We start from the raw sequence: 25748 nt of genomic DNA on the forward strand, positions 1-25748 counted from the left end.
GTAATTAAGCTAATTTAGGCGGTTGCCAAATTGAATAGAAAACCTCTATATGAAAAGAGGAATTGTAAATAGGGTATTTTACCGACTGAAATGATATTATAACCCAATTGAAGTGCTGTATGGGTTGATAAAATGCCGATGACGGGCAGCATGAACAGTTACAAAATGGCGTACATGCCTCTGAATTTTGTTCATTATGGTTATGATTATTTTCCGCACTCACTACCTGAAAACTACTATAAAAAGACAGATTTAACTCGTTGCATGCGAAACATGACAACGTCAATAGATAAAAACTTAATGCTAATGTAGAAATTTTCATTATGGCAATATTAAACTTTTAAATGGAAAAAACCAACAATATCATAATAGTTATGAAAGTATTTTTAATGACGAAAACATTTAAATTTTCGTCATTTTTTTCCATAAATTCAATTACCTATTCTTAAACGGAAACTCAACGCTCAAAAACTCCCAGCTCAATTTTATCTTGCCTTCGTTTGCCATGGTCGGCAATACTTCATACATAAGTGCTTCAACTAACTTATCGCTTTTGATGGGTTTTACCTTAATTCGAATGATGTCATTTTCTTGTTTATAATCATCAGCCAGATGCATATCCCATGCTTTACTCAAAATCAAAGTCCACGTTTCTTTATCAGGAATAGTAAAAAATCCATATTTGCCTTTTGGAATAACTTTACCTTCAACCATTATATCCTGACCAAAATCTATCCATGTAGCTTTGTGCGCTCCCGATGACCACACTTGATTGTAGGCAACTAATCCATTCCAAATATTCCGTCCTCTCACACTCGGTGAACCATATTCTATATGTATGTGATTTGTCCCAATCATAGCCATTGCTGTCATTTTAGGACTTTTGGGTTTTACTGCTGTCATACTAGTATCGACTTTGGGTTGGTGGTTTTCGTGTTGGGCAAAAACACCCGTTGGTAGTGCCCCCAAAAGCGTTAAAACGATGATTTTTTTCATGATTTTGTTTTTCGTTTAATTTAAACTTTCATTTTGAATTCTCTCAACAGACTTTTATTAAATTTTAGTAAGAAAAAGTTATTCCAGCACCAAATCCCATATCGCTATCATAATGAGATGAAATGCCCATGTTTTTGTTTACGATGTAACGAAATCCTGCCATGTATTCCTTATCTGTGTTAAGCATAAAACTCATTCTAAGTCGTTTCGTAATAGGCATATCTTCCCTCATAAGTTGAAAACGAACATTTCCATCTTGATAGATTTCAGCTTGACCAATTATAAGCAATGGCAGCGTGTAATTCACACCGACAGTAAAAAGACTTCTTTGGTCCTTACTATTTGACTGACCAAATAGATTTGTTTCTTGTTTATCTATTCCAAACTTTCTATAACGCCAATCAAAACCAATAAATGGCATTAACCATTGCATTTTACCAATGTATCGACCGATATGTGTTTCTACTTCGTATCCATGAAAATCATGATAGCCTAATCGCCATTCTGACCCAATACTCCAACGAGTACTTTGTAACATTGCCATTCCATCATTCCCACTGGTGGCAACATCATTTTCTACCATAAAATGAAATTTACGGTCGTCTGCGAATAATTTACGTTGGGCAAGTTTAGGATTGGGAATCAAAGGATTTGGCTTTTGATTTTCATAACTTAATACTCTTCCCATTCCGCTCATCATGTGATATAAGATATGACAATGGAAAAACCAATCTCCTTCAACATTGGCATTAAATTCTAATGTATCTGTCTCCATGGGCATTACATCTACGATGTTTTTCAAAGGAGCATTTTCTCCTTGACCATTGAGCAATCTAAAGTCATGACCATGTAGGTGCATTGGATGGCGCATCATTGAGCCATTGTAGAGAATAATTCTAACATTTTCTCCTTTTTTAATTAAGATTTTATCTGCTTCTGAAACGACTTTATTATCTATACTCCAAACATATCGATTCATATTACCTGAGAGTTTGAAGAACAATTCTTTGACTGGAGCTTCCTTGGGTAAAGCTGTGATAATCGGAGACTTCAACATCGCATAATTCAATGTAATAATATCTCCTAGCGCATTAGCATTATAACGATTTGGGTTATTATCATCTTGTTTAGCATCAGCATCACCTGTTATTTCGGGATACATCACCACATTCATATCCATTTGATTTAAACTCATAGCCATACCCATATCATCAAGTTCGCCATTCATCTTCATCATATCATTCATCATCTTCATACCTTCAAAATATTTTAATCGAGGTAATGGTGATTTTAATTGTTTTACACCGTTCCCAATAAAAATAGAAGCAGAATTTGTTCGGTCTTCAGTAGTTGCTAAAAACTCAAAAGCTTTGTTTTCTGAAGGAATATCGACCAAAATGTCATACGTTTCAGAAACTGCAATAATCAATCTGTCGACCTCTACGGGTTCAACATCGTTGCCATCGTTTGCGACAACTGTAATTTTGCCACCGGCATAAGTCAGCCAAAAATAGGATGATGCGCCCCCATTTGAAATCCTTAACCTAACCTTATCTCCTGCTTTTAATTCTTTTCCTGAGATACTTTTAAGTTCAGAACTTGGTTGACCATTCATGAATATTTTTTCATAATAGACGTCACTCACGTCCATCGCTAACATCCGCTTCCATTCATTTTGCAACTTGGTCTTAAAATGTCCAGCGGAGATGGCTTCGCCATAACTTTGAACGGAATTTTTTTTCAATGCAGGATAATCGTTTGCATTATGTAGCATCCTGTGAATGTTCTCGGGTTTGAGATTGGTCCATTCACTCAAAACAATTGGCAAGGTAGGTAAATCGTCTATCCCTTTTCTAAACGTTGGGTCATTTGGTCTTTTTAACATGACAAAATTGCCATACATTCCTATTTGTTCCTGTAATCCTGAATGCGAATGGTACCAATGTGTGCCATTTTGGATAATTGGAAAACGATAGATATGAGTTGTATTAGGCCGAATGGGCATTTGTGTAAGATTGGGAACTCCATCTTCCTTATTTGGTAAAAATAGCCCGTGCCAGTGCAATGAGGTTTCCTCCTTAAGTAGGTTATGAACGTGTATTTCAGCAGTATCACCTTCGGTAAATGTTAAGGTAGGCATTGGTATTTGACCATTAACTGCAATCGCTCTTTTTTCTTTACCTGCAAAATTCACTAACGTGTCTTTTACGTATAAGTCGTAGCGAACCGTTTTTTGAGAATAAAGATTAAATGAAAATAAAAGTAATATGATAACTATTGAATTCGATTTATAAAAAACGAATAATGGGTTCCATTTCATGTTTAAAGTATATTAATTTTAAAGTATATTAATAATCATGTAGCCACTCATGACTATCATCAATGCATCCTCGATTATTGTAATTGTACTCATTGGCAGATTAAAAACTGCTCCCAAACAAGCACATTGTATTTTCCTTTTATTAAAAACTGACTGCAAAACTCCAATGATACTTAAACTCATCACAGTAAAGGTGAATATGTTAGTCACTAGCGGATTAAAATTAATTAGATAAGCCATCCCTAAACTAACTTCTATAAAAGCATACAAATAAGCCCAAATTGGTATTCGCTTTGCTAATACATCGTACATCACATAACTTTCTGCGAATCCTTTAAGATTCAAAAATTTAAAGAACGAGAAAACCAAAAAGAAGCCTGCCATGAAATATTGCATAGCCATCATAATATTAAATCGTTCACTATTAATTTGTACCAATACAACAACCAAACTTATATAAAAGAAAATCAACAAAATAGGTTTATAGGTCTCAAACCATGATTTTGCTAGTTCCTCTGTTTCATTAAATTGAATGGCAGAAATCGTATACTTGGGGTCTAATGCTTGCTGTAAATCTGATAATGGAATGTGTTTATTCATCGTAATTGTGGCTGAATTATCAGCCTTAGTAACTACTACCTCAGTCACATTTTCAATCATTTGCAGCGCTGATTTCACTTTAGTTTCACAACTACTACAGGTCATACCTGTTATTTGATATGTGTGTTTCATTATTTAAAAAATTGAAATAAGCGTAACCGAAAATGGTTACGCTCATTTAATAGACATGCATCAAAAAAATTATTTATGCTTATGCTCGGCATCCGAAGGCATACAATGATTTTCATGTAAACAATGTATCGCACACGCGACTTGTTGTTTATAATTATTGTGTAGAAGCATAACTGTTTGCCCATCACTATTTTTTACTTCACACATGCCATTATGAGAAGGCTTGCCGATTGTATACTTTTCGGTTTTATCATTAAAATAATACACAAATGAACTACCTTTAGCCAGTTTGCCAAGCTGTTTTCCATTTGAATCGATAATCTCTCCATTACCATTAACTTTCGTAACAACCTTTCCATTATTATCAAGGCTGCCCTCTTTTGTTAAATTACCAATTTGTTTATTTTGATAATAAATATGCCCCTTGTAATCAACATAAGGCACTTTAGTTTGTGCTAAGGAACAAAACGAAGTAAATAGCATCAAGGCAATTAATAAATTTTTCATCCTTATATTGTTTAAATAGTTTAACTGAATTATTTGTAATGGAAAGTTCTACTTTAAAAACCATTATCGTATTACTTTATTTTAAGGAAAAATTGTAAAATTTTGGATTTCAAATCCTATCTATCCCATTCCGTTTAATTGTTTTTAATCTTTTAAAGTTTGAGGGTGTAAAACCCGTTTCCTTTTTAAATTGATTGCTTAAATATGCGACACTACTGTAATTAAGTTGGTCGGCAATTTGACTTAATGTCATTTCTTCGTACATCAACAATTCTTTCACTTTTTCTATTTTCTGTTTTATAAAAAAATGCTCAATTGTTATTTGCTCAAAAGAAGAAAAAAGACTACTTAATGAATTGTAATCATGCTTTAGATTTTGAGATAGGTAACTTGAAAGATTGATATGTAGGTCATTGTTTTTCTGATGAATCAAATCAATTATTAGGGTCTTAACCCGTTCAATTAATCGACTATTTTTGTCATCAATTAACTCAAAGCCAAATGAATTTAAAACTGCATTTAATTCATTTTTTAGATATTTTATATTGTCTTCTTCCAACTCCACTTCTCCCAAATTTACCGAAAGAGGGTGTAGCCCAAGCTTCTCCAGCTCAGACTTCACCACTATTTCACAGCGTCGACAAACCATATTTTTAATATATAGCTTCATCATTTAATTGTTTCAACCGTTTTACCGCATCCTAACATTTTAGCTCCATAATATGGATTCTTAACTGAGCTTTCCTTACTTAACCAATTTGCACCCTTTCCTTTATTCGCCATTGGGCAAAATTGATAATATACCGGTTCTTCCTGTTTAGTAACCTTTGCTATAGAGTACATGTTTTTAGAGAGACTAATAAAATGGTCCCTTTGATGTCCTGCATCCTTAGTTTCTGAAATATGCTCAGCATCAAATGCTAATTCTTTCATAACCTTTATCCATTCATCATATTCGTTTTTTGCTAATGATTCCTTGTTAATGGAGTTAATAGCTTTTAGCAATGCTTCAGCTTTTAGGGATGCCGTGTTTCCATCGGTTTTAACCAATGCATCTTTTAATTCAAAATAATTGTCAAGAAGGGCTTTGAGTTGTGACACTTCACTTGATTTATCAATTTGCGATGACATCTCCTGATAAACCAATTGCGGAGACCCAACATTGATAAACGAATTAAATTCAGGTAGTCTAACATTTCCTATTTTCGCATAACACGATGTGATAGACAGCAATAATGACATTGCCATCAATAATTTTATTGATTTCATTTTTCAAAAATTTAGATTTTAAAAATACTTTACAATTAAGCAAGGATTGCTTTCGATGGGACATACCTATCCCTACAAAGTATTGAATTATACTATATTGGGAGGAATCCAAATGTAGCCGAAACCCGAAGAACTATAGGTTTCATTGTAATAAGATTTTAATCTATTAATCTCAGAGAATCTGTTTTCTCTATTTAATTCAACCCTATTCTGTAAGGCAAAGAGGCCAATTGAAGTTGGACAACTACATTTTGGATTATTACAGTTTCCGCCACAACTTTTATCTTTACTTTCACTTGTCATTTTATGACTTTCACAACAATTATTTTTCTTACTATTGTTTGATTTATCCTGAATACAGCAAGATTTATCCGTTTTTTTTGAATTAGTTCCACATGCATACCCATTTTTAGGTGCCATAAGACACACAAAAAATGAAATCATTAGCAATATGTACACTTTACTTGTCATAAAATTAAAAACACTTAAAAGTACGAATTTGTTTAATTATTCAATATTATTTTGATTCAATCGTCAAATTATTACAGATTTGGATTTCCTATTAATTAGTAATATTTATGAAAGAAGAGAAGGATTGTGGTATCCGACTCAGATTTACTCAAACTTAATGATAATTTAATTACGGTTTTGACCACACAATGTCATAGAGTTCTTTGCGGGATAAATTGTTAATTTTCATCGTTGGAAGGGGTCATAAACTTCCTCCAATTTACGGAATTACACAAATTTCAACCCTTCAATTTCCTGATTGTCACATACTCAATCATCGCATTACAGTTGCATCTTTCGTATCTAAGGGGAGCAAACAGAAAAGTCATCAGAAATGGTGACTTATTTTTTTTAAAATCCACCTCTATTTCATCTATTCATCGATTTTTTTGTTTCAAGTCAAGTAGCAGGTTTAGTGATTTGTTTAACCACTTTCAATAAGAATTTTTATTTCAGACCTATTTTTGCTTATTTTAGCAATTACTTAAATAAGAAATGTTCACTATATTCGCATTATGGATAAACCTTCTTGTATAAGACAACAAGCAGACATTAGACAAATTCTTCGCTGTAAAGAACGTGTTTCAGAACTCCAAGGGTCGTTTGATTATTTGTCCAACGGACTTGAATTGGCTGGGAATAGTGTAAGATTTAAAATCTTGTTTCTACTTTATGAAGAAAATCGACTTTGTGTATGTGATTTAAGTGATATTTTAGGGATGACTATTTCGGCAGTTTCTCAACACTTGCGAAAACTCAAAGACAAGAATCTTATTAAAACCGAAAGAGAAGCACAAACGATTTATTACTCAATGACTAAAGAATATGACCTTTTCTTTAAACCATTTTTTAAAATAATCTACGATAACAAAATTTTAGAAACAATATGAAAACCGACAAAAAACTAATTGGTACAGGTCTTTTGACAGCGTTTGCGGCTTCATTATGTTGTATCACCCCTGTATTGGCTCTCATCGCAGGAACTAGCGGACTAGCTTCAACCTTTTCTTGGGTTGAACCATTTAGACCATATTTAATTGGTTTAACAATTTTTGTGTTAGGATTTGCTTGGTATCAAAAACTAAAACCGAAAAAGCAAATTGATTGTAAATGTGAAATAGACGAAAAACAAAATTTTATGCAAACAAAATCATTTTTAGGAATTGTTTCAGTTATTGCAATTCTGCTCTTATCATTTCCAATTTATGCTAGTGTTTTTTTCCCAAAAGTTAATAATAGTTCAATTATTACACAGGAGTATAAAACTCAAAAAGTTGAGTTTACAATTAAAGGGATGACTTGTTCAAGTTGCGAACATCATGTCAAAACAGAGATTAGTAAACTAAAAGGAATTGCTGAAGTTTTGGTTTCCTATGAGAACGGCAACGCAATTGTTAAGTTTGACAATAAACAAACGAGTATAACAGAAATCGAAAAAGCTATCAATTCCACAGGGTATAAATCACTAAAAAGTAAAATTAAATAATAATGGATATTAAATTACAATCAGTAATAACTTGCCCAAACTGTGGACACCAAAAAGAGGAAACAATGCCAACAGATGCATGTCAGTATTTTTATGAATGTGAAAGCTGTAAAACAAAATTAAAACCTTTACAAGGTGATTGTTGTGTTTATTGTAGTTATGGAAGCGTACCATGTCCACCAATACAACAGGACAAAAAATGTTGCTAATCGAATCCAATTAAGAAAAATTAGAAAATGGTTAATTTTTCAAAAAGTGTTATCTTTGTATTGAGACTTAAACGTAACTCATTAGTTTTCTAATGGTTATGAACTTATAAAGTTCCCCGAAGCTGCATCTTTCGTCTGTAAGGGGAGCACAAATCAAAAAGAGGTAATAGTTTACTTCCTTCAATTTAAACGAAGTTTTAAACTTTAATATTTGTGCAGCACTTGTGTAGCAAACCTCCCAAAAACACACATTTTGCTTCACAAAAAGACCCAAATATGGTCTTTAAATCAAATAAACACATGTTTTGTGATAATGTAGGTTTCCGGTACCTAAGATGAAGGTTCGATTCCTTCCGGGGCTACTTAATGATCGGATAATAAAGAAGGACATTTCGAAAGAGATGTCCTTTTTGCTTGTAACCAAAAATAAAGCCCCCCACTATTCCTAGCAGAGGGCTTCGCATAAATTTAAGGTATTAGGGTTAGGTAATCGCGTGATGTGTATTAGAACTAGAATTATTTACAATACAAAGGAACATCGTTCCCGCGATTCCCACAATGAGACCTAGGCCTCATTTTTATACCCAAAATGACTCAGAGCAAAAGTTAGTAAGCTGTTGTTTTCCGTTGACAAATTCAACTTCTTACTAATATGATAACGGTGGTTTTTAACCGTTTTTTCGGAGATGAAAAGCAAATCTGCGATTTCTTTGGTTTTCTTATTTTGCGCAATCAGTTCCAAGATTCTCAATTCCGCATGAGTCAGATCTCCCAGTTTCTGGCTCTGCAAATCAAACTCCTGTAATTGATCAAATGCCATTTCCACAGAAACGCGTATCTGATGGTCGCTCCAAGGTTTCAATATATAATTAACCGGATGCGTCTTCCCCGCCAATTCAACGATCTTTCGGTCACTAAATGCAGTCAAATAAATAATAGCTAATTGCGGCCTCAATTGCTGCGCCTGTCGCACAAAATCAATTCCACTTGGACCTTCGCCAATATTTATATCGCAGATGGCTAAGTGTGGATTAAACGTATCGAGGGCCAATAAAGCCGCATTAAAGTCATGAAATACCTGACAAACATAGCCTAGATTTTCCAGAATCTCTTTAATATCCAAGGCCACAATAATCTCATCTTCCAAAATGATAATTCGCTTTTCTTCCATCGTTAAATCATAAATTGTAATAAATGCTTGATACCTTGGCTTTGATGCAGGGTATAGGTCGCCCCCATTTGCTCACTCAATATGCGAATGAGCCGCATCCCTAAATTTGAATTTTGATTAATCTCCTCGACTAAACCAGGTCCATTATCCTCGATGGATACAAAGACCTGAAGGCCTTTCTGCTGTATATCAATCATTAATTTACCGGTAGATTCACCTACAAATGCATATTTAAACGCATTGGAAACAATTTCATTAATAATCAAACCTAAGGTCCCAATCCGTTCAAACCGCAACTTGATCGAATCCTCGATGTGGAAGTCGATATGTACAGGGTGCATTTCATCTTGCGCATACATTTGCTGCAAATGTTCAACCAATGTGCGCACATAACTATCTAATTGGACAAATTCCATCTCATCAGATTGAAACAGATTATTATGCACCAACGCAATCGTTTGGATACGATTTTGAAGTGCTAATATCAAATCAACGGATTCCTCATTTTTAGTTCGCCGTTTCTGAAGATTCAATAAACTATAAATCACTTGTAAATTATTCTTCACCCGATGATGCAATTCTTTGAGCAGTACTGCATTTCGTTCATGCTCCAAATCCAATTGAATACGATTTTGCGTCAGCAAACCTTTTTGGCGAAAATTAACATAGAGAAGTACTGAGCCAAATAAAATGGTTCCGAGAATTATACTTAACAACTTAATTTTGAAATCCTGCAACTTTGCCGCCTCCGAATACACTTCTACCTGGTGCAAATTTTTGAGTGACTCCGCACGGTGTTTAACCAGCTCTAATTGACCCAAAAGCAAAATAGACTTATTCCGATTGATGTGCGCATTCACCGTATCTTGGTAAGCATGTAACGCAGTATTATAAAAATACGCAGAATCAAATTGATTTTGGGCCGCATAATAATCTGCATAAGCACTGAGCAACATAATCTTTACGGGTCGAATGACTTTTTGAGCCATCAACACTCGAGCATGATCCATGTAGTACTTTGCTAATTCCCATCGTTTATAATGCAAATAGGCTCGAGCCAATAAAATTTCCTTAGCTATTTGATTGTCCGGGTTGTCGCCACTTGCCTGAATATCATATTTTAACATGGGAATTGCCATCCGGTAATCGCCCATTTCCATATTGCATTGAGCAATTAGGCCTTTAAACAACCCTTCCCAGTACAGCAATTCGCGCGGAAGATAATATTCCTTAGCGGCAGAACGAACTTCGGAAACCTCCTTAAAGCCTTGCTCATATATTTCGCGGGCCTTTTTATAATTTTTCAAATCGGAATACAACCAACCTAATCGTTCCAAATAAAAGAGTCTTCTATAATCCCCACGAGGAGGGACAGGCTGAAATTGTTTAAAGTCACGTAAAGCATCTTCAAACAAACCGCATTCACGATAGATTTCCCAAAAGGTTTTGATGTAACCTAATTTTATTCGTAATCTCCGAATGGGGATAGCTTTTTCGATTTCGTTTTTTCCCCGATATTCCTCTTCGAGTTTAATTAGAATATGCCGCCAATAATAGACGGGGACTTGTTTTTGATGCTGGAATAAGAATTCTAAAAAAGGTAAGCCGTGGGTAAATTTGGCTTGATTATGATAGACCATGGCGAGTGGAATCGCGGCCTTCACCATTAAATCGAGATTACTTTTTTTTCGAGCAGCTGCCCATTGAGATTCTAAAATTCGTTCCAAATCTCCCACATTAGCATTCGAAAAAAAACCTCCATCTTGTTTGAAAACTCGATCCCAGATTTTCCACATATACTGGGGATCTTGAAAACGCAGGTCTTTTTTAAACTTAAGGGGATTATAGGAATCGTTTGACCAGCTTCGGAAAGAAACGAGCAGCAACAAACATAGTAAGGCCTTGAATAGGCTTAATTTCATTCGATTTTTATTAGAACTAGGGCCTTTTCAGGGCTTATCAAGAGCAAGATAAGGGCTTCTAATTAAAAATCAAAAATTATAGATTATACAATGCCAAAGCCTCCGAAGCACTTAAGGCACGATTATAAATTCTCAATTCATCTACAGAACCATTGAAGTATTCTTTAACATCATTCGATGCAGCATTTACAACACGGGCACCTATGGAAAGCACACTAGGATTCACAAACAAAGGACTTGCCGGATGCGACCAAGATCCAAAAGATTGCCCATTGAGGTAATAACGCTCTGTACCACCGTCATATGTTATCACAAGATGAATCCATGAATTCGTAAAAACGGATTTAGTTACTAAAAAATCCAAGTTCCAATGGTAATGAAGCAAGCCTCCAGTAGGCATCGTCTTCAAATAATTACTCGCAGCGGAGTTACTTGATGGGCCATAGCCCATAATAGCCATCTCTCGATTCCATATACTTGCATTAAACCAAACAGATATGGAATAAGCAGCATTATTGGTTGGGATATTTTTGGGAAGTAACGTTGTTAAAAAATTGCTAGATCCGTTGAAAAAATAGGCTGAGTTTGCGGAACCAAATCGACCCGCTGTTTTGGTTGCATTTCCCGACAAATGATTCCCTGAGCTTGAATAATCTCTAGAATCCCCGTTTAGAGGAAGATAGGTTATCAATCCTGAATTGAGTGCTGTATTCGCAGCTGTGGTTATAAATTCGCGCTGATTCCCATATGTGTAAATGCCGTTAATTTTTGCGAATGAACGAACATAATATTTTTGACTTGGGATTAAATCCCGAATAGGAAGCGTAGTGGAATTTGAACTTGTCAAAATCGATGCATCGGAAATTGTTGGATTATTCGTTAAGCCCCAACAAATTCCACGTTCTTGAACTACATATTGACTCGTTAAATTTGAAATTAAAATACCAGAAACTGCTCTTGTATCTTGCACATTGGAAATTTCAGAAGTACTTATATCGATAAAGTTACCTTTCCCCTCCGGAATCGCGGGATCTTTTTCACATGAAAAAAGGATACAAACAATAAAGACCCAAAAACAGTATTTCATGTATTAAAAATTTAAACCAAATGATATCCACACATCTGAGAACGCTTTCGTGTCGGCCGACTTAAACAAACCTAAATAGTTTATTCCTGTCGCTATATGAATTCGCTTAAACATCAAATTTATTCCTCCTTCAACTTCTAGACCAGATTGGCTCGCAAAAGCATTTTTCGCCCATATCGATGCGGTTTTTGTCCCTGCATAATTAAATTCATCTGCAGCCCAATACAAAGAGCGAGAGCCATAACCCAAACCAGCTCGTAGATAAAAATATTCTTTAATTCCAAGCAGGAAAGAAGGAACGATCGATAAGCGAGTAGCCTTCACCTCATTGGTAAATTTGTAGATAGAATTTGCCGTAGTATAATTGGTTATTTGTGAATTTGAAGCTACATAATTTGTTGAAGGAGCACTCGCTAAACCATACAACACGGTCAAACTATACCCATATCCACCACGAATAAATCCAAAATTTCCTGCGAGCGTTAAATTTGATTGCTCACCCCCCAAAGCAATTGGACTAATTCCCACCGATGCAAAGCTAAACGATTGATCAAAGAGCTGAATAAGTTGAATTTTCTTTTTGGGTTCCTGAGGAATAACGGTTCGAGTGGTGTCAGCAGGTTTAAATTCCCCTTTCGCTTGTAAAACGCTAGAAGTAATTTCAAAAACATATTCAGATGGCGGCAAATTCAAGCCCTTCGAATCAACCTGAAAATAATAATTAAACCCAGGCAAAACACCTTTCAGATTCAAACCATGAATAGCAGTTGCTTCAATTTGTTTGCGAGCACCATTCGGAAATTCTTGCACGTAGACATTCAAATCTACCCCTTGATTAGACTTCCCGTCTAAATCAAAATATACCTCAAAACGCTTAATTTCAGGCACGTAGCCAATTTGCACGTTGGAAATTTCCTGTGCTTGTACAGCAAAAACACATCCGAGTATCAGAAATGCGCTTCTTAATAAATATTTTAGACGCTTGAGCATGCTGACCTGAACTTACGGTTTTGGAACCACGACACGTTCGGTACGGATGCGAGCACCTAAGACATTAACTTTCGCATCAGCATTTTGCGTCCAAATTCCCCATTTATTATTCACTAAATATTTTGGACTTGCGAATACATCGATATCGGGATTTTGATCAACTAATTGGTAATTCATTTCGTGCAATAAATTCGTTACAGCCACATTTTTCCACAATAAATTATTTGCAAAACCTGTTACAGGTAAAGCGATCAAACAGGATACACCTAGACTTAATTTATAGTCATCCCAAGACTTTGGCCTATCATTAAGCCCTACAAAAGTTTGAATGTAATCACCTGTTCCATAGGTTAAAGCTAATAAGGTCAAGATGGGAAATATTCGAGGGGCGCGTCCAATTGTAACACCGTTTAATCGAAAAACAAAACCAGTTTTATTTTTAGCAGCGTTACTGCTTGTGTATGGAATACCCATGATTGCATTACCTGTACCAGAAACTTCAGGTAATCGCTTGATATCATACTCGGATGAATTCCGATTCAAGGAAATATCCGCAAAACCACCCATTCCGGTTTTGATCTGATGACTACAACTAGTAGACAGAAATAAAGATGATATGAATACAATGGATGCGAGTGCCCCATGCAATAACTTGCGCGCGTTTAACATTTTATCTATTTTTAAAACTAAGAATCGTTCAAAAATAGAAAGCCCGCAGGATTACCTGAAACATTAATTATTTAACGGTCAATAATTTATCGCACCTCAAACACCAATGCCGTTTTCGCAGGAACCTCCAAGCTCGCTCCCAAAACTTGTGTTTTGTCATTTAAGACATCGGTCAATTGAGCGCCTGGCTTAATCAATTCCGCATAATTTCCCATACTGAGTGTCTTCGCCGTGGCGTTCTTATTCATCACGACCATCACTTTGCCTTTTTCCGAATAACGGAAATATACATATACCCCATTTTCTGGGCCAAAATGCGTCAATTTCCCTGTATGAATGACTTCAGCATGCTTCCGCCAATTCAACAATTTCTTAAAGAAATCTTGCGTGCTCTTCTCATCTGCCGTAAAGCCGCGCTGAGTTACCGCATCTTTGGCATCTCCAGGCCAACCGCCATAAAAATCGCCCCGAATTTCGCCATGTTCGTTGCTTTTGGGATTCGACATCAAGATTTCGGTTCCGTAAAAAATTTGTGGAATACCCCGTGTCGTCAACAAATATGTCATTCCCATACGGAATAAAGCTTGGTCATGTTTGACCTGTGAATAGAAACGTGACATGTCATGGTTATCACCAAAAACCACCAAATTATCCGGATTCGCATAAACCAAATCATTCGAAATCACAGAATAAATCTTATTCAAGCCCTTACCCCAATCTTGATCATTCTCATTCATTGCCTCCGAAATGGCGTTTTGCAAAGGAAAATCCATCAAGGCAGGCAAGGATGATTTGAAACCATCACGGTTGATTTTACCTTTTTGCCAATAAGACGTAATGATTGGATTCGATGACCACTCCTCACCTACCATGTTCAAATTGGGATATTCCGCTAATACCGCATCCGACCAGCGTGCCTCGAAATGCTTTTCAGAATAGGGATATGTATCAATCCGAATACCTCCCAAATGCGCATATTCAATCCACCAAATTGTGTTCTGAATCAAATAATTAGCCATAAATGGATTCTTTTGATTCAAATCCGGCATGGCAGGAACGAACCAACCTTCTGTCTGCATTTTGGCATCGTATTGTGACACATGGGGATCTTGAACCGTTTCCCTGCGGTGTGTCGTCGACACAAATTTTCCATCAAAATTAATCCAATCTTTAAACGGAAAATCTTTCATCCACCAGTGGCCATCGCCACAGTGATTCAACACGACATCCATCACGAGCTTAATGCCTTTTTGGCCTGCCTTTTCCGCTAATTCCTTGTATTGCGCATTCGTCCCAAAACGCGGGTCGATCAAATAATGGTCCGTGATCGCATAACCATGATAACTTTCTTTCGCCTGATCATTGGCCAAAACCGGCATGTTCCAAATCGCCGTAAATCCCATGTCGTGAATGTAAGGTAAACGGTCAATGATGCCTTTTAAGTCACCCCCATGCCGACCGTACATTTCGTTACGCGCGGGATTTGGTTCACGGTAGCCTGGAGCAGCATCATTGCTCGGGTCGCCATTTGCAAAACGATCGGGTGTGATGAGGTAGATAACGTCTTTCGTTGAGTACGACGGACGATTCGCGGAATTAGGTGTACGGGAATCGAGTTTATAGTCGATGTGGTGGAGGATTTTACCCCCCTTTTTGATATCAATTGGATAAGACCCTGCCAGCGCGTTTTTCGATATTTCACAGTCTACGAAAAGGTAATTCGGGCTATCTGCAGTATGCACTTTCACGATATTTAAACCCGGTTTTTTCGCGATTACCTCGGCTCCCTTTAGGTCCTTTCCATGGATTAGCAGCTGTAATTTGGGGTTTTTCATGCCCACCCACCAGTTGAGCGGTTCGATGCGTAAATCTTGTGCTTGAAGTGCATGTAGGCTAATTGCCGCAAATAGGAATAATATAAGTTTCTTCATGAATCTGGAGGGTTTTGTTCAGGTTGTCAGGGTCAAGACCCTAACAACCTGTGGGTTAAATTTAGCTGAAAAGACTCAAAAAAGTGCGAAAAATGGCCTAAAAATGTAAAAATTATCATGTTTTAGGTAGTGAAACGGACGAAAAAGTGGTTGTTTGCGTAACGCTGCCGGGGTCAGAGACCCCGGCAGCGTTTACCCCCGGACATCTTGCTTTTCCACGTAGATTTCGAGATATTTGTACTAATTAAAGCCCTAAAACAATTATCCTATGTGTGGAATCGTCGCCTACATCGGCTCTCAAGCCGCTTATCCCATCATTTTAAAAGGTCTTAAGCGTTTAGAATACCGCGGTTACGACAGCGCAGGAATTGCACTTTACGGTAAAAACATCACCAATTTCAAGAAAAAAGGACGCGTTGCTGAGCTGGAAGCGTGGACTGACGAAATCACCCTGACGGCGTCAGTGGGGATCGGACACACGCGTTGGGCGACGCACGGAGAACCGTCCGATGTGAATGCACACCCACACAAATCGAATTCAGGCAAATTGACTTTGGTCCATAATGGGATCATCGAAAACTATGCATCTTTGAAGCAGGAGTTGATTCAGAAGGGTTATACGTTTGAGAGTGCGACGGATACGGAGGTATTGGTGAATTTTATTGAGGAAATCCAACAAAGCAATAATTATTCCTTGGAAGAAGCGATGCGTATCGCTTTGAAACGTGTAGTAGGAGCTTATGTCATCATTGTGATGGAAGAAGGATTCCCAGACCGACTGATCGCGGCGCGCAAAGGAAGTCCCTTGGTGATTGGTGTGGGTGATGGCGAACACTTTTTGGCATCTGATGCCTCGCCGATTATCGAATACACGAAGAAAGTAATCTACGTCAATGATTATGAATTGGCCATTATTTCCCAAGATGAAATCATCTTGAAGAATTTGGGAAATGAGCCGATTACGCCATATATCCAACAATTAGACATGGAATTAGCCCAAATCGAAAAGGGTGGCTATGACCATTTCATGTTGAAGGAAATTTTTGACCAACCAGCCTCATTGACTGACTGTTTACGCGGCCGTTTGGATAGCGAAAACATGACGTTGACTTTGGCGGGTGTAGAACAACATTTATCTGTTTTTTCTCAGGCCAAAAGAATCGTGATTGTAGCCTGCGGAACCAGTTGGCACGCCGGTTTAGTCGCCGAATACATGATTGAGACCCTTTGCCGCATTCCGGTGGAAGTGGAATATGCCTCGGAATTCCGATACCGCAATCCGGTGATTGGGCCGGGGGATATCATCATAGCAATCTCCCAAAGTGGGGAAACGGCGGACACCTTGGTAGCCATCGAACGCGCGAAAGAACAAGGAGCCTTTATTTTTGGGGTGGTAAATGCTGTGGGATCTTCGATTGCACGTATTTCACACGCGGGTGCCTATACGCATGCCGGTCCGGAAATTGGCGTAGCGAGTACGAAAGCCTTTACGGCCCAATTGACCGTTCTAGCCATGATGGCGATGAAAATAGGTAAAGCCAAAGGCACCCTAGCCAAAGCAGAATATGATCGTTTGATTGCAGAATTGGCATTGATTCCCGAAAAGGTCAAAACGACTTTGGCAACACATGAAGCCATTAAAGAAGTTGCCAAACATTACGCAAATGCGCGTGATTTCTTATTCTTGGGTCGTGGATACAACTTCCCGGTTGCCTTAGAGGGCGCTTTGAAATTGAAAGAGATTTCCTATATCCATGCAGAAGGATATCCGGCTGCGGAGATGAAGCACGGTCCGATCGCTTTGGTAGACGAAAACCTGCCGGTCTTGTTCATCGCGACCAAAGATGCATATTATGAGAAGATTGTGAGTAATATCCAGGAAATCAAGGCTCGCAAAGGTATGGTGATTGCGGTGATTTCGGAGGGAGATTCGCTGATTCGCGATATGGCCGACCATGTGATGGTTGTGCCGGAGGTGGATGAGTTGTTGGCTCCGCTGATTAGCGTCCTACCTACTCAATTATTGTCTTATTACATCGGTGTATTACGCGGATTGGATGTGGATAAACCACGTAATTTGGCGAAGTCGGTGACGGTGGAATAATCAAGATTTGAAGCTTGCCAAAGTGGCCAATAGCCCTTCCCTTGCTTGGACGGGCAATTCTTTGCCGAGTGCATTTTTCAATTTCTGATTAGAAACCTGGTAGTTTTCAGTCAATTTACTCAATCGTTCAGAGTTTAAAGGCAAATGCAGCAAATCTCCTAATCGGGCAATAAATGTTATGAAACGTTTAGGAATTGGGATTAAGTAAACTTTTTGATTTAAAGACTCCCCTATCAACTGAATGACTTGATTGGTATCAAGCGCATCATCATCGGCAATGTGATAAGTCCCTGTTGAAATATCTTTTCGTTCGATTAATTCTTTAATGACGAAGCAAATGTTTTCCACGCTACAATAGGAACGTTTATTAGAAAATGCGGCTAAAGGCCAGGGGAATCCCCTTTTTACCACCTGATAAAGCAAATTCAAGTTACCCTTATTCCCAGGTCCATGAATCATACAAGGGCGCAAAATGTATACTCGTTTCCCGGTAGGAATTTGTTTGGAATTAATATAATATTCAGCCATTAACTTACTTTTCCCATAGTGTGTTTCGGGATTAGGGCTGACTTCTTCGACGAGTATTTCATCGGTCGTATCTGCAATGGCTTTCACAGAACTGATGGTAATGAACACCTCTGCATCTGATGCTAGGAAGGCATCAAAAAGGCGATTGCTATATTCGGTATTAACTTGGTAATAACTACTTGGATCAGCAACTGATTTCAGGTCGTGTGCGAGTCCGGCGAGGTTGATGACGGCGTGGGAACTACAAATTGAGGCTTCATCACGCTTCAGTAAATTGAAGCGATTTGGCGATAAATAATGGATTAGATTTTTGCCTAAGAATCCTGAAGAGCCAGAAATTGTGATTAATTTTTCTGCCATTAATGCTGTTCTTGGAAAATCATATATTCTCGAAAAGACTCGTTAATAAAATTGTTTCTTGAATACAGTAATCGATCTTTTAATGCATTTAACTTCAATTGATTATATAAAGATTTGTCATTTACAATAATATCAATTTGTTTGACAAATTCATTCACTTCTAAACAAGTATTTGATATGGGCATTATAAGTTTTCCATTATAATCATTTGCGACTATTTCATTACTACCCCTTGTATTGAAAGAAACTACGGGGACACCCATGGCTAGGGATTCAAGTATACATACTGGTAGTCCCTCTTTCTTGCTTGGGAATACGAATAAATCGGTTATTGCTAAATAATTTTGTACTTCAGATATAAATCCTACGTTTATAATATCTGGACTTGTTTCAAGAAATATATTCTCATCAGGAGTTAAGCCCGTTGGATGTATTAGATCCTCACCGCCAATTAAAAGTAGTTTGTACTTATTGGGATATGTTTTTACTAGATTTTTGAAAATTCTGATAACTAAATCGAATCCTTTAAAGGAAACAAACCTTCCAGTATATGTTATTATTGTATGAGAGTCAGAAATTGAGTGAGTGTTTTGAAAATTCTCGATAAAAGCTTGTCTGCTTTTAATTGGATCAAATTTTTCAATATTGCAGCCTACACCTAAACTTTTGAGTTTAACGACCTTCGATTTCAAAAAGCTATATGAATCCACAAGATTTAAATCAACCGAATTTAATACGAATATTTTATCAGATTTAATGAAACAAAACATTTCAACAATAGAAAAAACTAACCTCTTCAAACCTGAGGTTGAATTCATGCCTAAACCGTGAAATGTTGACCAATAAGTAACTTTAGAAGATTTAAAAATCAAAGTCGGGAAAGCAGAAGTTGTAAAATGAATATGTACTAAGTCAGGATTTACTCTGTTTATTATTTTCCTTATTTTATGTGATGCATTGATAAGCCTTATAAAGTTGAATCCACGCGGAATGTCTACAAAATGAAAAAACAAGTTTTGTTTAAATGAATAATTATTGCCTTCTACATTAATCACCTTTTCTTTAGAGCAAATCACATGCAATTCATTTTCCGTATTTTCGGAAAATAATAAAGCGAGCTCAATTAGAAAATTATTAAAGCTACCTAAATCCGTAATTACGAATAATAACTTCATAGATTTGAATTATTCATACTTATTCAAAATATGCTCTAAGGTATTTTTCATTGACTCTTGATAAGACAAATTATCTGAGAAGCTTTGAAATGCTGATTGGGATATTTTATCATATAGAATAGGATCAACAATTACCGACTTGATTTTATTAATAAAATCTAAAAATCCATTTTCAATTCCATCATGTAAATGGATAGCAGAAATCATATCTTGAGAGTAATTGGCGATTTCCCCACAAGGAGTAACCAAGCATACTAAGCCATTTTGCATAGCTTGTACAACACTCATTGCCATACCTTCTACCGCACTTGTTTGAAGATAAAAATTATATTTTTTCATTAAATCATTAATCTCATTTGGCGCTACGACCCCCTTAAATTCAACGTTACTGTTAATATCTAATTTATTTATTTTCATTTGCAAATCATCCAAATTCATCTCTATCGGGCCATAAATATCAAACAAAACAGAATATCCTTCTTTTTTAAGGCCTGAAATAACACGAAAAGCTAATTCTAAATTTTTCTGCTTTGCAATTCTGCCAATGTAAATAAATGAAACTTCTTCTAAACTAATAGACTTGCCTGTTTTTGAAAAGCCTCCATTTGAAAGCAGAAATGATATGACATAACTTGGCTTTGAGGAATATTTGACTATAAATGCCTCCGTAGATTGGGAATCCGCAAAAACATAATCACATTTCACCAGACCAATTTTATTAAATAATTGATCTAGAAAATGAAAGAACTTGGTATTGTGAACAAAGTGTACCCAAGTAATCTTCTTTTTAAAAATCAGCTTGAGAGGAAAACCAACAAGTACTGATAACCAAAGTGAGGTAATTAATATATCAGGAGTATTTATTAAAAGGCATTTAATTGTATTTACAACTCCTTTAATTCTTCCAATTAGTGAATTTTGGGATTCATTATTAAAAATATAAACAAGATTAAAGTCAAAAAAATCATCTAGATAGTTTAAAGACGATAATGCAGCCAATTCTACACCTCCAATCTTGTGTGTTGGCAAAACATGTAAAACTTTAATTTCTTTCAATCTTTATTAATTTTGGTAACTAATAACTTCAATTAGCAACTTCATTCAACTTGCCCCTTAAAGGGTTTAGCATAAAATCTTCAAGATTATATTTCGATTGTAAACCAATTGCAAAAAATAGGGTTAAAATGTCACTTAATACCCTAGTAAATATGGTGTCCAATTTAAAATTTGCAATAAATACAATCAAAAATATACAGCTGATTGTGTATTTTTTGAAGGTAGATTTTAGTCTATAAGTAGATTTAAAAAAATAATAAAAATACAAGCAAACGGTTATGATTAGATAAATTACACCTCCTCCAAATAATGGAATTTGAAATCCATCATCGACATTTAAATTATAATCATTAGTCATATATTTCCCGTTTCCAATTAACCAAGTAGATGTTTTTAATGGAAACACATAACTTTCTAAAGTAGCATCTGTACTTAGCGTATTCAAGGACTTACTTTCATTATAATTCAAAAATATCTCAAATGAATGAGTAAAAGTATCCTCTGGGAGCATTTTAATAATATTGGCAATGAGGATAACACCAAAAAATAAAAAAAGTAAAATTCCGCTAAGTGCCTTTTTACTTTTAAAACTAAGTAAAATTAACATACTGAATGGTATAATTGCTAACATCAACGCAGTTCTAGAAGTTACTATCAATGTTAGCGTTAAAATGCTAAATAATAGAACAAAGAAGATTCGACTCATTCGTCTATTAAAATAAATTAGACATTGTAAGGCTAATAATCCCAGCAATCCTGCATGTGGATAACCTGACATTAGTCCTGGCTTTCTAAAAGGTGCATCAACTTCTTCATTAAATGTAGGGGGCAATAAAAATCCTGGTATTCCCCAAAAATTGTGCCCAAACAATTGCAATGCAATGAATAAAAAATTAATCACTGCTGCTATTATTATAATTTTAAAAACATCGTCAATTTTTAGTTGAAGTCGATCAGCTGCGATCAATAATAAGGCAAGTAAAACAATCTGTCGACAAGGTTTTAGGATAAATTGCAAATCAATTGTTCCAAGTATAATAAAAGAAAGGAATGATAAAGCCATTAATATCAACCAAATAACCACTATAAAAAAATAGTTTGGAGGGAATTTATGTTGTCTTTTTATTTTTAATATCAAATAAAAGTCAACAATTAATAATGTCAAAATTGAAAAATCAATGCCACTTATTTTAGGTGCAATAATTGCACATGCCACCAAAAAATAAACAAAATTATTGGTTTTACTTTTGAGAATCGTCATCAAAATAAATTCAGTAACTTATTACAGAAATCCTATTACTCACAAGAGAAATATTCATTTATTGTGCACCTTTATATTCTGTGATATACTCCCAGGGATTTAGCTCAGTGAGATTATCAATTTTCTTACCCATAAAATAACATCCACAAGCACTATCAATATTATATTTTTCTGGAATCAATTTCTCCAGCCACCGAATCCAAATAAATATGACTTTGAAAAATTTCCCAACTAGTACACTCCTAAATATACCTCTAAAAAAATATTCTATTGACCATAACAGGGAAACACCAGCGCCACCAATAATTCCCATTTCAATCGCAAAGAACTTTTTGAATAGAATTCGATGACCTAAAACGGAATAACGAGTAAAATCGTATGCTCCTTCATGTACACCTTGTAAAAAGGGAGTTTCTGCATATATAACACCGTCATTTTTTAAAACACGGTAACATTCACCAACAACTTCCTTTGGATTAAACACATGTTCCAGAACTGCTTGAATGATTATTAAATCAATCGAATTTGTTTTCAATGGGATTGAATGCGCATCTGCTATAAAATCAACATTTATTGAATTATATACATCAAAAGAGATTATTGAATCTTTATAATTTGAATAAAATTCATCAAGGCCTTCTCCTATTGTACCTCCTCCTATAATCAATATCCTTAAGGTATGTTCAAGCTTAACAACTGATAACGCTTTTTGAAAGTTACATTTGGAGGTATTGGGAGAACCGTTCAAAACCCTTCTTAGTGCTTTTCTTAAAGTATTAGAAGTTTGATTTCTATGAACAAGTTCTAATTTGTCATCTTCAGAAATTGAATTAGATTTCAGAATTGATTTATTAAAATCAACCAAAACAAATTTGTTTTGGGATTTAGAGAATGGAAATGAATGATGTTGACATGCCTCATTTGAACAAAAGGCCTTATCATTTTTAATTTTCAAATCATTCTTGCAATTTGGACAGGCAAGCAAATTATGTAATTTTTCCATTCTAAATTCTTAGCTAAAGGTTGTAAACATATCCAATTTCATGATTTTAAAAAAATGGCTTTGGAGTAACGATATATTAATATTATTAACTCAGAAAATGAACCAAATTTCCAAAAATACCAAATAGATACCTTGTTAATTTTCAGCCTTTTAATTGAAAAGAGAAAATACAAAGAGGACCAAAATCTCAATCCCTTAATAGCTCGTTTATCTGGCAAAAATGACATTAAAATTTCAATTGACTCAGTATAACAAAGGTCTTTTTGGAACGCGGAAAGGTTATTTGCATGGATTCTATATTTCGAAACGAGTCCATCAACTGCAACTGCATTAAATTGATGAGAAATTTTAACAAATAAATCATAATCCTCTGCTTGTCGAAAGAATGAATTAATCCCTCCTACCTTCCAATACCGATCAATTCTAACTAGTGCAGAGCTGACAGGAATAAAATTATCTCTTGCAAGCTCGCCAAAAATATCCCCATTAGGTAAATTATTCTTTGTCAAAATATGGTAAGTCAAACCATTATCTGAAAAGTTAAGTACTTTCCCATATACCAATGCCAATTTTTCATCTTTAGATTCCTTAATTAACTCAACTTGATTTTCAAGTTTGCTACTTATCCAAATATCATCACAATCTAAAAATCCAAGCCAACTACCTTTCGCATTTATTACAGCGAGATTCCTCGCCTCACCCAAAGATGTATGAGAGGGGGAATAAAAATACTTTAGGCGTGTATCCTTATAACTTTTAAATATTGAAGCACTTTCATCTGTTGATTGATTATCCCAAAAGATTAATTCCCAATTAGAGTACGATTGGTTAATTACAGAATCAATTGCCTCACGGAGAAATTCGGAACTATTGTAGCAGTTCATGATTACGCTTACAAATGGAGCTCCGCCTTCTATTTCCACAGGTAGTTTATTTTATTAGTTTCTAATGGCAACACTTCAGACTCATTTGGGTCATGAGGTGTATCAATTATATTTGCCAGTAATGCAAAACTTTCTGAAATACACTTAAAACTGTACCATAATCCAGGGGGAATACTTAAGCGAACATAATTATTAAGTTCATCTAAAACGATTTCATTAAAATGTCCATTAGTTGGAGAGTTTTCACGATTATCATAAATAACTATTTTTACCGCTCCAACTGGTACGCAAAAATGTTGATGAATATTGTTATGTTTTTTCCACCCTTTGATAATACCAGGATTTACTTTAGAATAATAGGCTTCTCCAAAGCCTTTAAATGTGGAATCACTTGATTTTAAATAATGAAATACAGCTCCTCGTTCATCAATGATTTGCTTTAATGGAACCTTCTCTAAACCCGAAATTACAATTTCCTTATTCATCAACTGCCCATTTAATCCCTTTCTTTTTAGCTTTCTCTGCATATAGACCAATTTGATTTTGGGTAAATTCAAATACAGCTTTTTCTTCAAAATAAAAATGCGAATACCACTTCATGGTAAATTCAATCGTTTCGCTGAAGTCCATTATAGGATACCAAGACAATTGTATATTGGCTTTATCACAAGAAAGCTTCAATAAATTAGCCTCTTTTTTTTCATCGCTAATTTGAATGTTTTGCCAGCCAGGTGAATCAGCCCACAAAATTTTCATTTCATCAATTAGTTCACCTACATTTTTATTGACATTTGAATCTGGTCCAAAGTTAAATGCTTGATTTTTATGTGTTGAATGCTCTTCATATAATTCTGCACCAACACATAAATAGCCACTCAATGGCTCCAAAACATGTTGCCAAGGTCTTGTACTATTTGGATTTCGAATTTCAACAGATTTATTATTTGACCATGACCTAACAATATCTGGTACAATCCGATCTTTTGCCCAATCTCCCCCTCCTATTACATTTCCTGCTCTGGTTGTACAAACATTGGGATAACCATTGGTGAAAAATGATTTCATATAGGACTTAGCTACCAGCTCAGCAGCTCCTTTTGAGCCACTATATGGATCCTCACCTCCTAATTTGTCATCTTCACGATATCCATAAACCCATTCTACATTATCGTAACATTTATCACTTGTAATAATTACACCTACTTTAATTACGTCATTTAATTGTCGAATAACTTCTAAAATATTCAACGTTCCAAGCATATTCACTTCAAACGTCTCCTTAGGGTTTTCATATGAATACCGAACTAATGGTTGTGCCGCCAGATGAAATATAAATTCGGGTTTAAACTCTTCGCAAACACGTAGTAAGTGTGCATAATCTCGTATATCCCCTATAAAGTGTTGAATTCTATTTTCTAAACCCAACTCTTCGAAGTGAGATGGTGTAGTTGGGATGCTAATGGAATATCCTGCAACCTCCGCCCCTAAATTCAATAACCAAGTAGTTAGCCATGATCCTTTAAAACCTGTATGACCTGTAACTAAAACCCGTTTATTCTTATAAATACTTTTAAACAT

25 protein-coding genes are annotated in these 25748 nt (G+C 35.7%); 4 read left to right on the forward strand and 21 right to left on the reverse strand.

Annotation, left to right across the window (positions count from 1 at the left end; genetic code table 11):
- Positions 1-4: 4 nt before the first annotated feature.
- The 7 genes from V7S75_RS05260 to V7S75_RS05290 form a co-directional block, all read right to left on the reverse strand.
- Positions 5-322, reverse strand: a complete 318-nt coding sequence (locus V7S75_RS05260; protein ID WP_377975375.1) for a DUF6660 family protein — start codon at positions 320-322, stop codon at positions 5-7.
- Positions 323-435: 113 nt separating this feature from the next.
- Positions 436-996, reverse strand: a complete 561-nt coding sequence (locus V7S75_RS05265; RefSeq protein ID WP_109323757.1) for a DUF2911 domain-containing protein — start codon at positions 994-996, stop codon at positions 436-438.
- 64 nt (positions 997-1060) lie between these two features.
- Positions 1061-3316 carry a multicopper oxidase domain-containing protein gene (locus tag V7S75_RS05270; RefSeq protein ID WP_459511972.1) on the reverse strand — a complete coding sequence of 752 codons (2256 nt, stop codon included), beginning with the start codon at positions 3314-3316 and terminating at the stop codon, positions 1061-1063.
- An 18-nt stretch (positions 3317-3334) separates the two neighbouring features.
- Complete coding sequence (locus V7S75_RS05275; protein ID WP_127804762.1) at positions 3335-4048, reverse strand: heavy-metal-associated domain-containing protein; 714 nt, start codon at positions 4046-4048, stop codon at positions 3335-3337.
- A 69-nt stretch (positions 4049-4117) separates the two neighbouring features.
- Positions 4118-4555, reverse strand: a complete 438-nt coding sequence (locus V7S75_RS05280) for a hypothetical protein (protein ID WP_223143228.1) — start codon at positions 4553-4555, stop codon at positions 4118-4120.
- Between the two features lie 109 nt (positions 4556-4664).
- Positions 4665-5228, reverse strand: a complete 564-nt coding sequence (locus tag V7S75_RS05285; protein WP_127804766.1) for a helix-turn-helix domain-containing protein — start codon at positions 5226-5228, stop codon at positions 4665-4667.
- Positions 5225-5824, reverse strand: a complete 600-nt coding sequence (locus V7S75_RS05290; RefSeq protein WP_459511975.1) for a DUF3347 domain-containing protein — start codon at positions 5822-5824, stop codon at positions 5225-5227. The genes V7S75_RS05285 and V7S75_RS05290 overlap by 4 nt, the downstream gene beginning before the upstream one ends.
- Before the next feature lie 1025 nt (positions 5825-6849).
- On the opposite strand from V7S75_RS05290, the gene V7S75_RS05295 reads away from it, so the two are divergent.
- From V7S75_RS05295 to V7S75_RS05305, 3 genes are read left to right on the forward strand one after another with little or no spacing between them, the layout of a single operon-like run.
- Positions 6850-7224 (forward strand): ArsR/SmtB family transcription factor, encoded by a 375-nt coding sequence (locus tag V7S75_RS05295; RefSeq protein ID WP_223143227.1) that lies wholly within the window; start codon positions 6850-6852, stop codon positions 7222-7224.
- Positions 7221-7820: a mercuric transport protein MerTP gene (gene merTP / locus V7S75_RS05300; RefSeq protein ID WP_223143226.1), complete on the forward strand. Its 600-nt coding sequence runs from the start codon at positions 7221-7223 to the stop codon at positions 7818-7820. The genes V7S75_RS05295 and merTP overlap by 4 nt, the downstream gene beginning before the upstream one ends.
- A gap of 2 nt (positions 7821-7822) precedes the next feature.
- On the forward strand, positions 7823-8029 hold the full coding sequence (locus V7S75_RS05305) for a GDCCVxC domain-containing (seleno)protein (RefSeq protein ID WP_262899966.1): 207 nt from the start codon (positions 7823-7825) through the stop codon (positions 8027-8029).
- 565 nt (positions 8030-8594) lie between these two features.
- Here the strand turns inward: V7S75_RS05305 and V7S75_RS05310 are convergent.
- From V7S75_RS05310 to V7S75_RS05335, 6 genes are all read right to left on the reverse strand, one after another.
- The gene (locus V7S75_RS05310) at positions 8595-9200 is read right to left on the reverse strand and encodes a response regulator transcription factor (protein ID WP_459511977.1); all 606 of its coding nucleotides are present in this window, start codon (positions 9198-9200) and stop codon (positions 8595-8597) included.
- A 2-nt stretch (positions 9201-9202) separates the two neighbouring features.
- Positions 9203-11122, reverse strand: a complete 1920-nt coding sequence (locus tag V7S75_RS05315) for a sensor histidine kinase (RefSeq protein ID WP_459511979.1) — start codon at positions 11120-11122, stop codon at positions 9203-9205.
- 76 nt (positions 11123-11198) lie between these two features.
- Entirely contained in the window at positions 11199-12209 is a 1011-nt protein-coding gene (locus V7S75_RS05320) for a LamG domain-containing protein (protein ID WP_459511981.1), read from the reverse strand.
- Positions 12210-12212: 3 nt separating this feature from the next.
- Entirely contained in the window at positions 12213-13199 is a 987-nt protein-coding gene (locus V7S75_RS05325) for a hypothetical protein (RefSeq protein ID WP_459511983.1), read from the reverse strand.
- 12 nt (positions 13200-13211) lie between these two features.
- Entirely contained in the window at positions 13212-13868 is a 657-nt protein-coding gene (locus V7S75_RS05330) for a hypothetical protein (RefSeq protein ID WP_459511985.1), read from the reverse strand.
- A gap of 86 nt (positions 13869-13954) precedes the next feature.
- Positions 13955-15799, reverse strand: a complete 1845-nt coding sequence (locus tag V7S75_RS05335; RefSeq protein ID WP_459511987.1) for a glycoside hydrolase family 13 protein — start codon at positions 15797-15799, stop codon at positions 13955-13957.
- Between the two features lie 268 nt (positions 15800-16067).
- On the opposite strand from V7S75_RS05335, the gene glmS reads away from it, so the two are divergent.
- Entirely contained in the window at positions 16068-17903 is a 1836-nt protein-coding gene (glmS, locus tag V7S75_RS05340; RefSeq protein WP_459511989.1) for a glutamine--fructose-6-phosphate transaminase (isomerizing), read from the forward strand.
- Here glmS and V7S75_RS05345 read toward each other — a convergent pair whose 3' ends face one another.
- Genes V7S75_RS05345 through rfbG form a run of 8 tightly spaced genes read right to left on the reverse strand, consistent with a single transcriptional unit; the run spans position 17904 to position 25748 of the window.
- Entirely contained in the window at positions 17904-18791 is an 888-nt protein-coding gene (locus V7S75_RS05345) for an NAD-dependent epimerase/dehydratase family protein (RefSeq protein ID WP_459511991.1), read from the reverse strand.
- The gene (locus V7S75_RS05350; RefSeq protein ID WP_459511992.1) at positions 18791-19966 is read right to left on the reverse strand and encodes a glycosyltransferase; all 1176 of its coding nucleotides are present in this window, start codon (positions 19964-19966) and stop codon (positions 18791-18793) included. The genes V7S75_RS05345 and V7S75_RS05350 overlap by 1 nt, the downstream gene beginning before the upstream one ends.
- A gap of 9 nt (positions 19967-19975) precedes the next feature.
- Entirely contained in the window at positions 19976-21022 is a 1047-nt protein-coding gene (locus V7S75_RS05355; RefSeq protein WP_459511994.1) for a glycosyltransferase family 4 protein, read from the reverse strand.
- Positions 21023-21050: 28 nt separating this feature from the next.
- Positions 21051-22283 carry a hypothetical protein gene (locus V7S75_RS05360; protein WP_459511996.1) on the reverse strand — a complete coding sequence of 411 codons (1233 nt, stop codon included), beginning with the start codon at positions 22281-22283 and terminating at the stop codon, positions 21051-21053.
- 58 nt (positions 22284-22341) lie between these two features.
- Positions 22342-23286, reverse strand: coding sequence for a class I SAM-dependent methyltransferase (locus V7S75_RS05365; RefSeq protein ID WP_459511998.1), 945 nt, complete (start codon positions 23284-23286; stop codon positions 22342-22344).
- Between the two features lie 38 nt (positions 23287-23324).
- The gene (locus V7S75_RS05370) at positions 23325-24209 is read right to left on the reverse strand and encodes a glycosyltransferase family 2 protein (protein WP_459511999.1); all 885 of its coding nucleotides are present in this window, start codon (positions 24207-24209) and stop codon (positions 23325-23327) included.
- Complete coding sequence (locus V7S75_RS05375; RefSeq protein WP_459512001.1) at positions 24200-24697, reverse strand: dTDP-4-dehydrorhamnose 3,5-epimerase family protein; 498 nt, start codon at positions 24695-24697, stop codon at positions 24200-24202. The genes V7S75_RS05370 and V7S75_RS05375 overlap by 10 nt, the downstream gene beginning before the upstream one ends.
- Positions 24648-25748 carry a CDP-glucose 4,6-dehydratase gene (gene rfbG / locus V7S75_RS05380; RefSeq protein ID WP_459512003.1) on the reverse strand — a complete coding sequence of 367 codons (1101 nt, stop codon included), beginning with the start codon at positions 25746-25748 and terminating at the stop codon, positions 24648-24650. Before rfbG ends, V7S75_RS05375 begins: the two co-directional genes overlap by 50 nt.

The sequence above is a fragment of the Aquirufa sp. TARAVU-A1A genome (assembly GCF_054558675.1).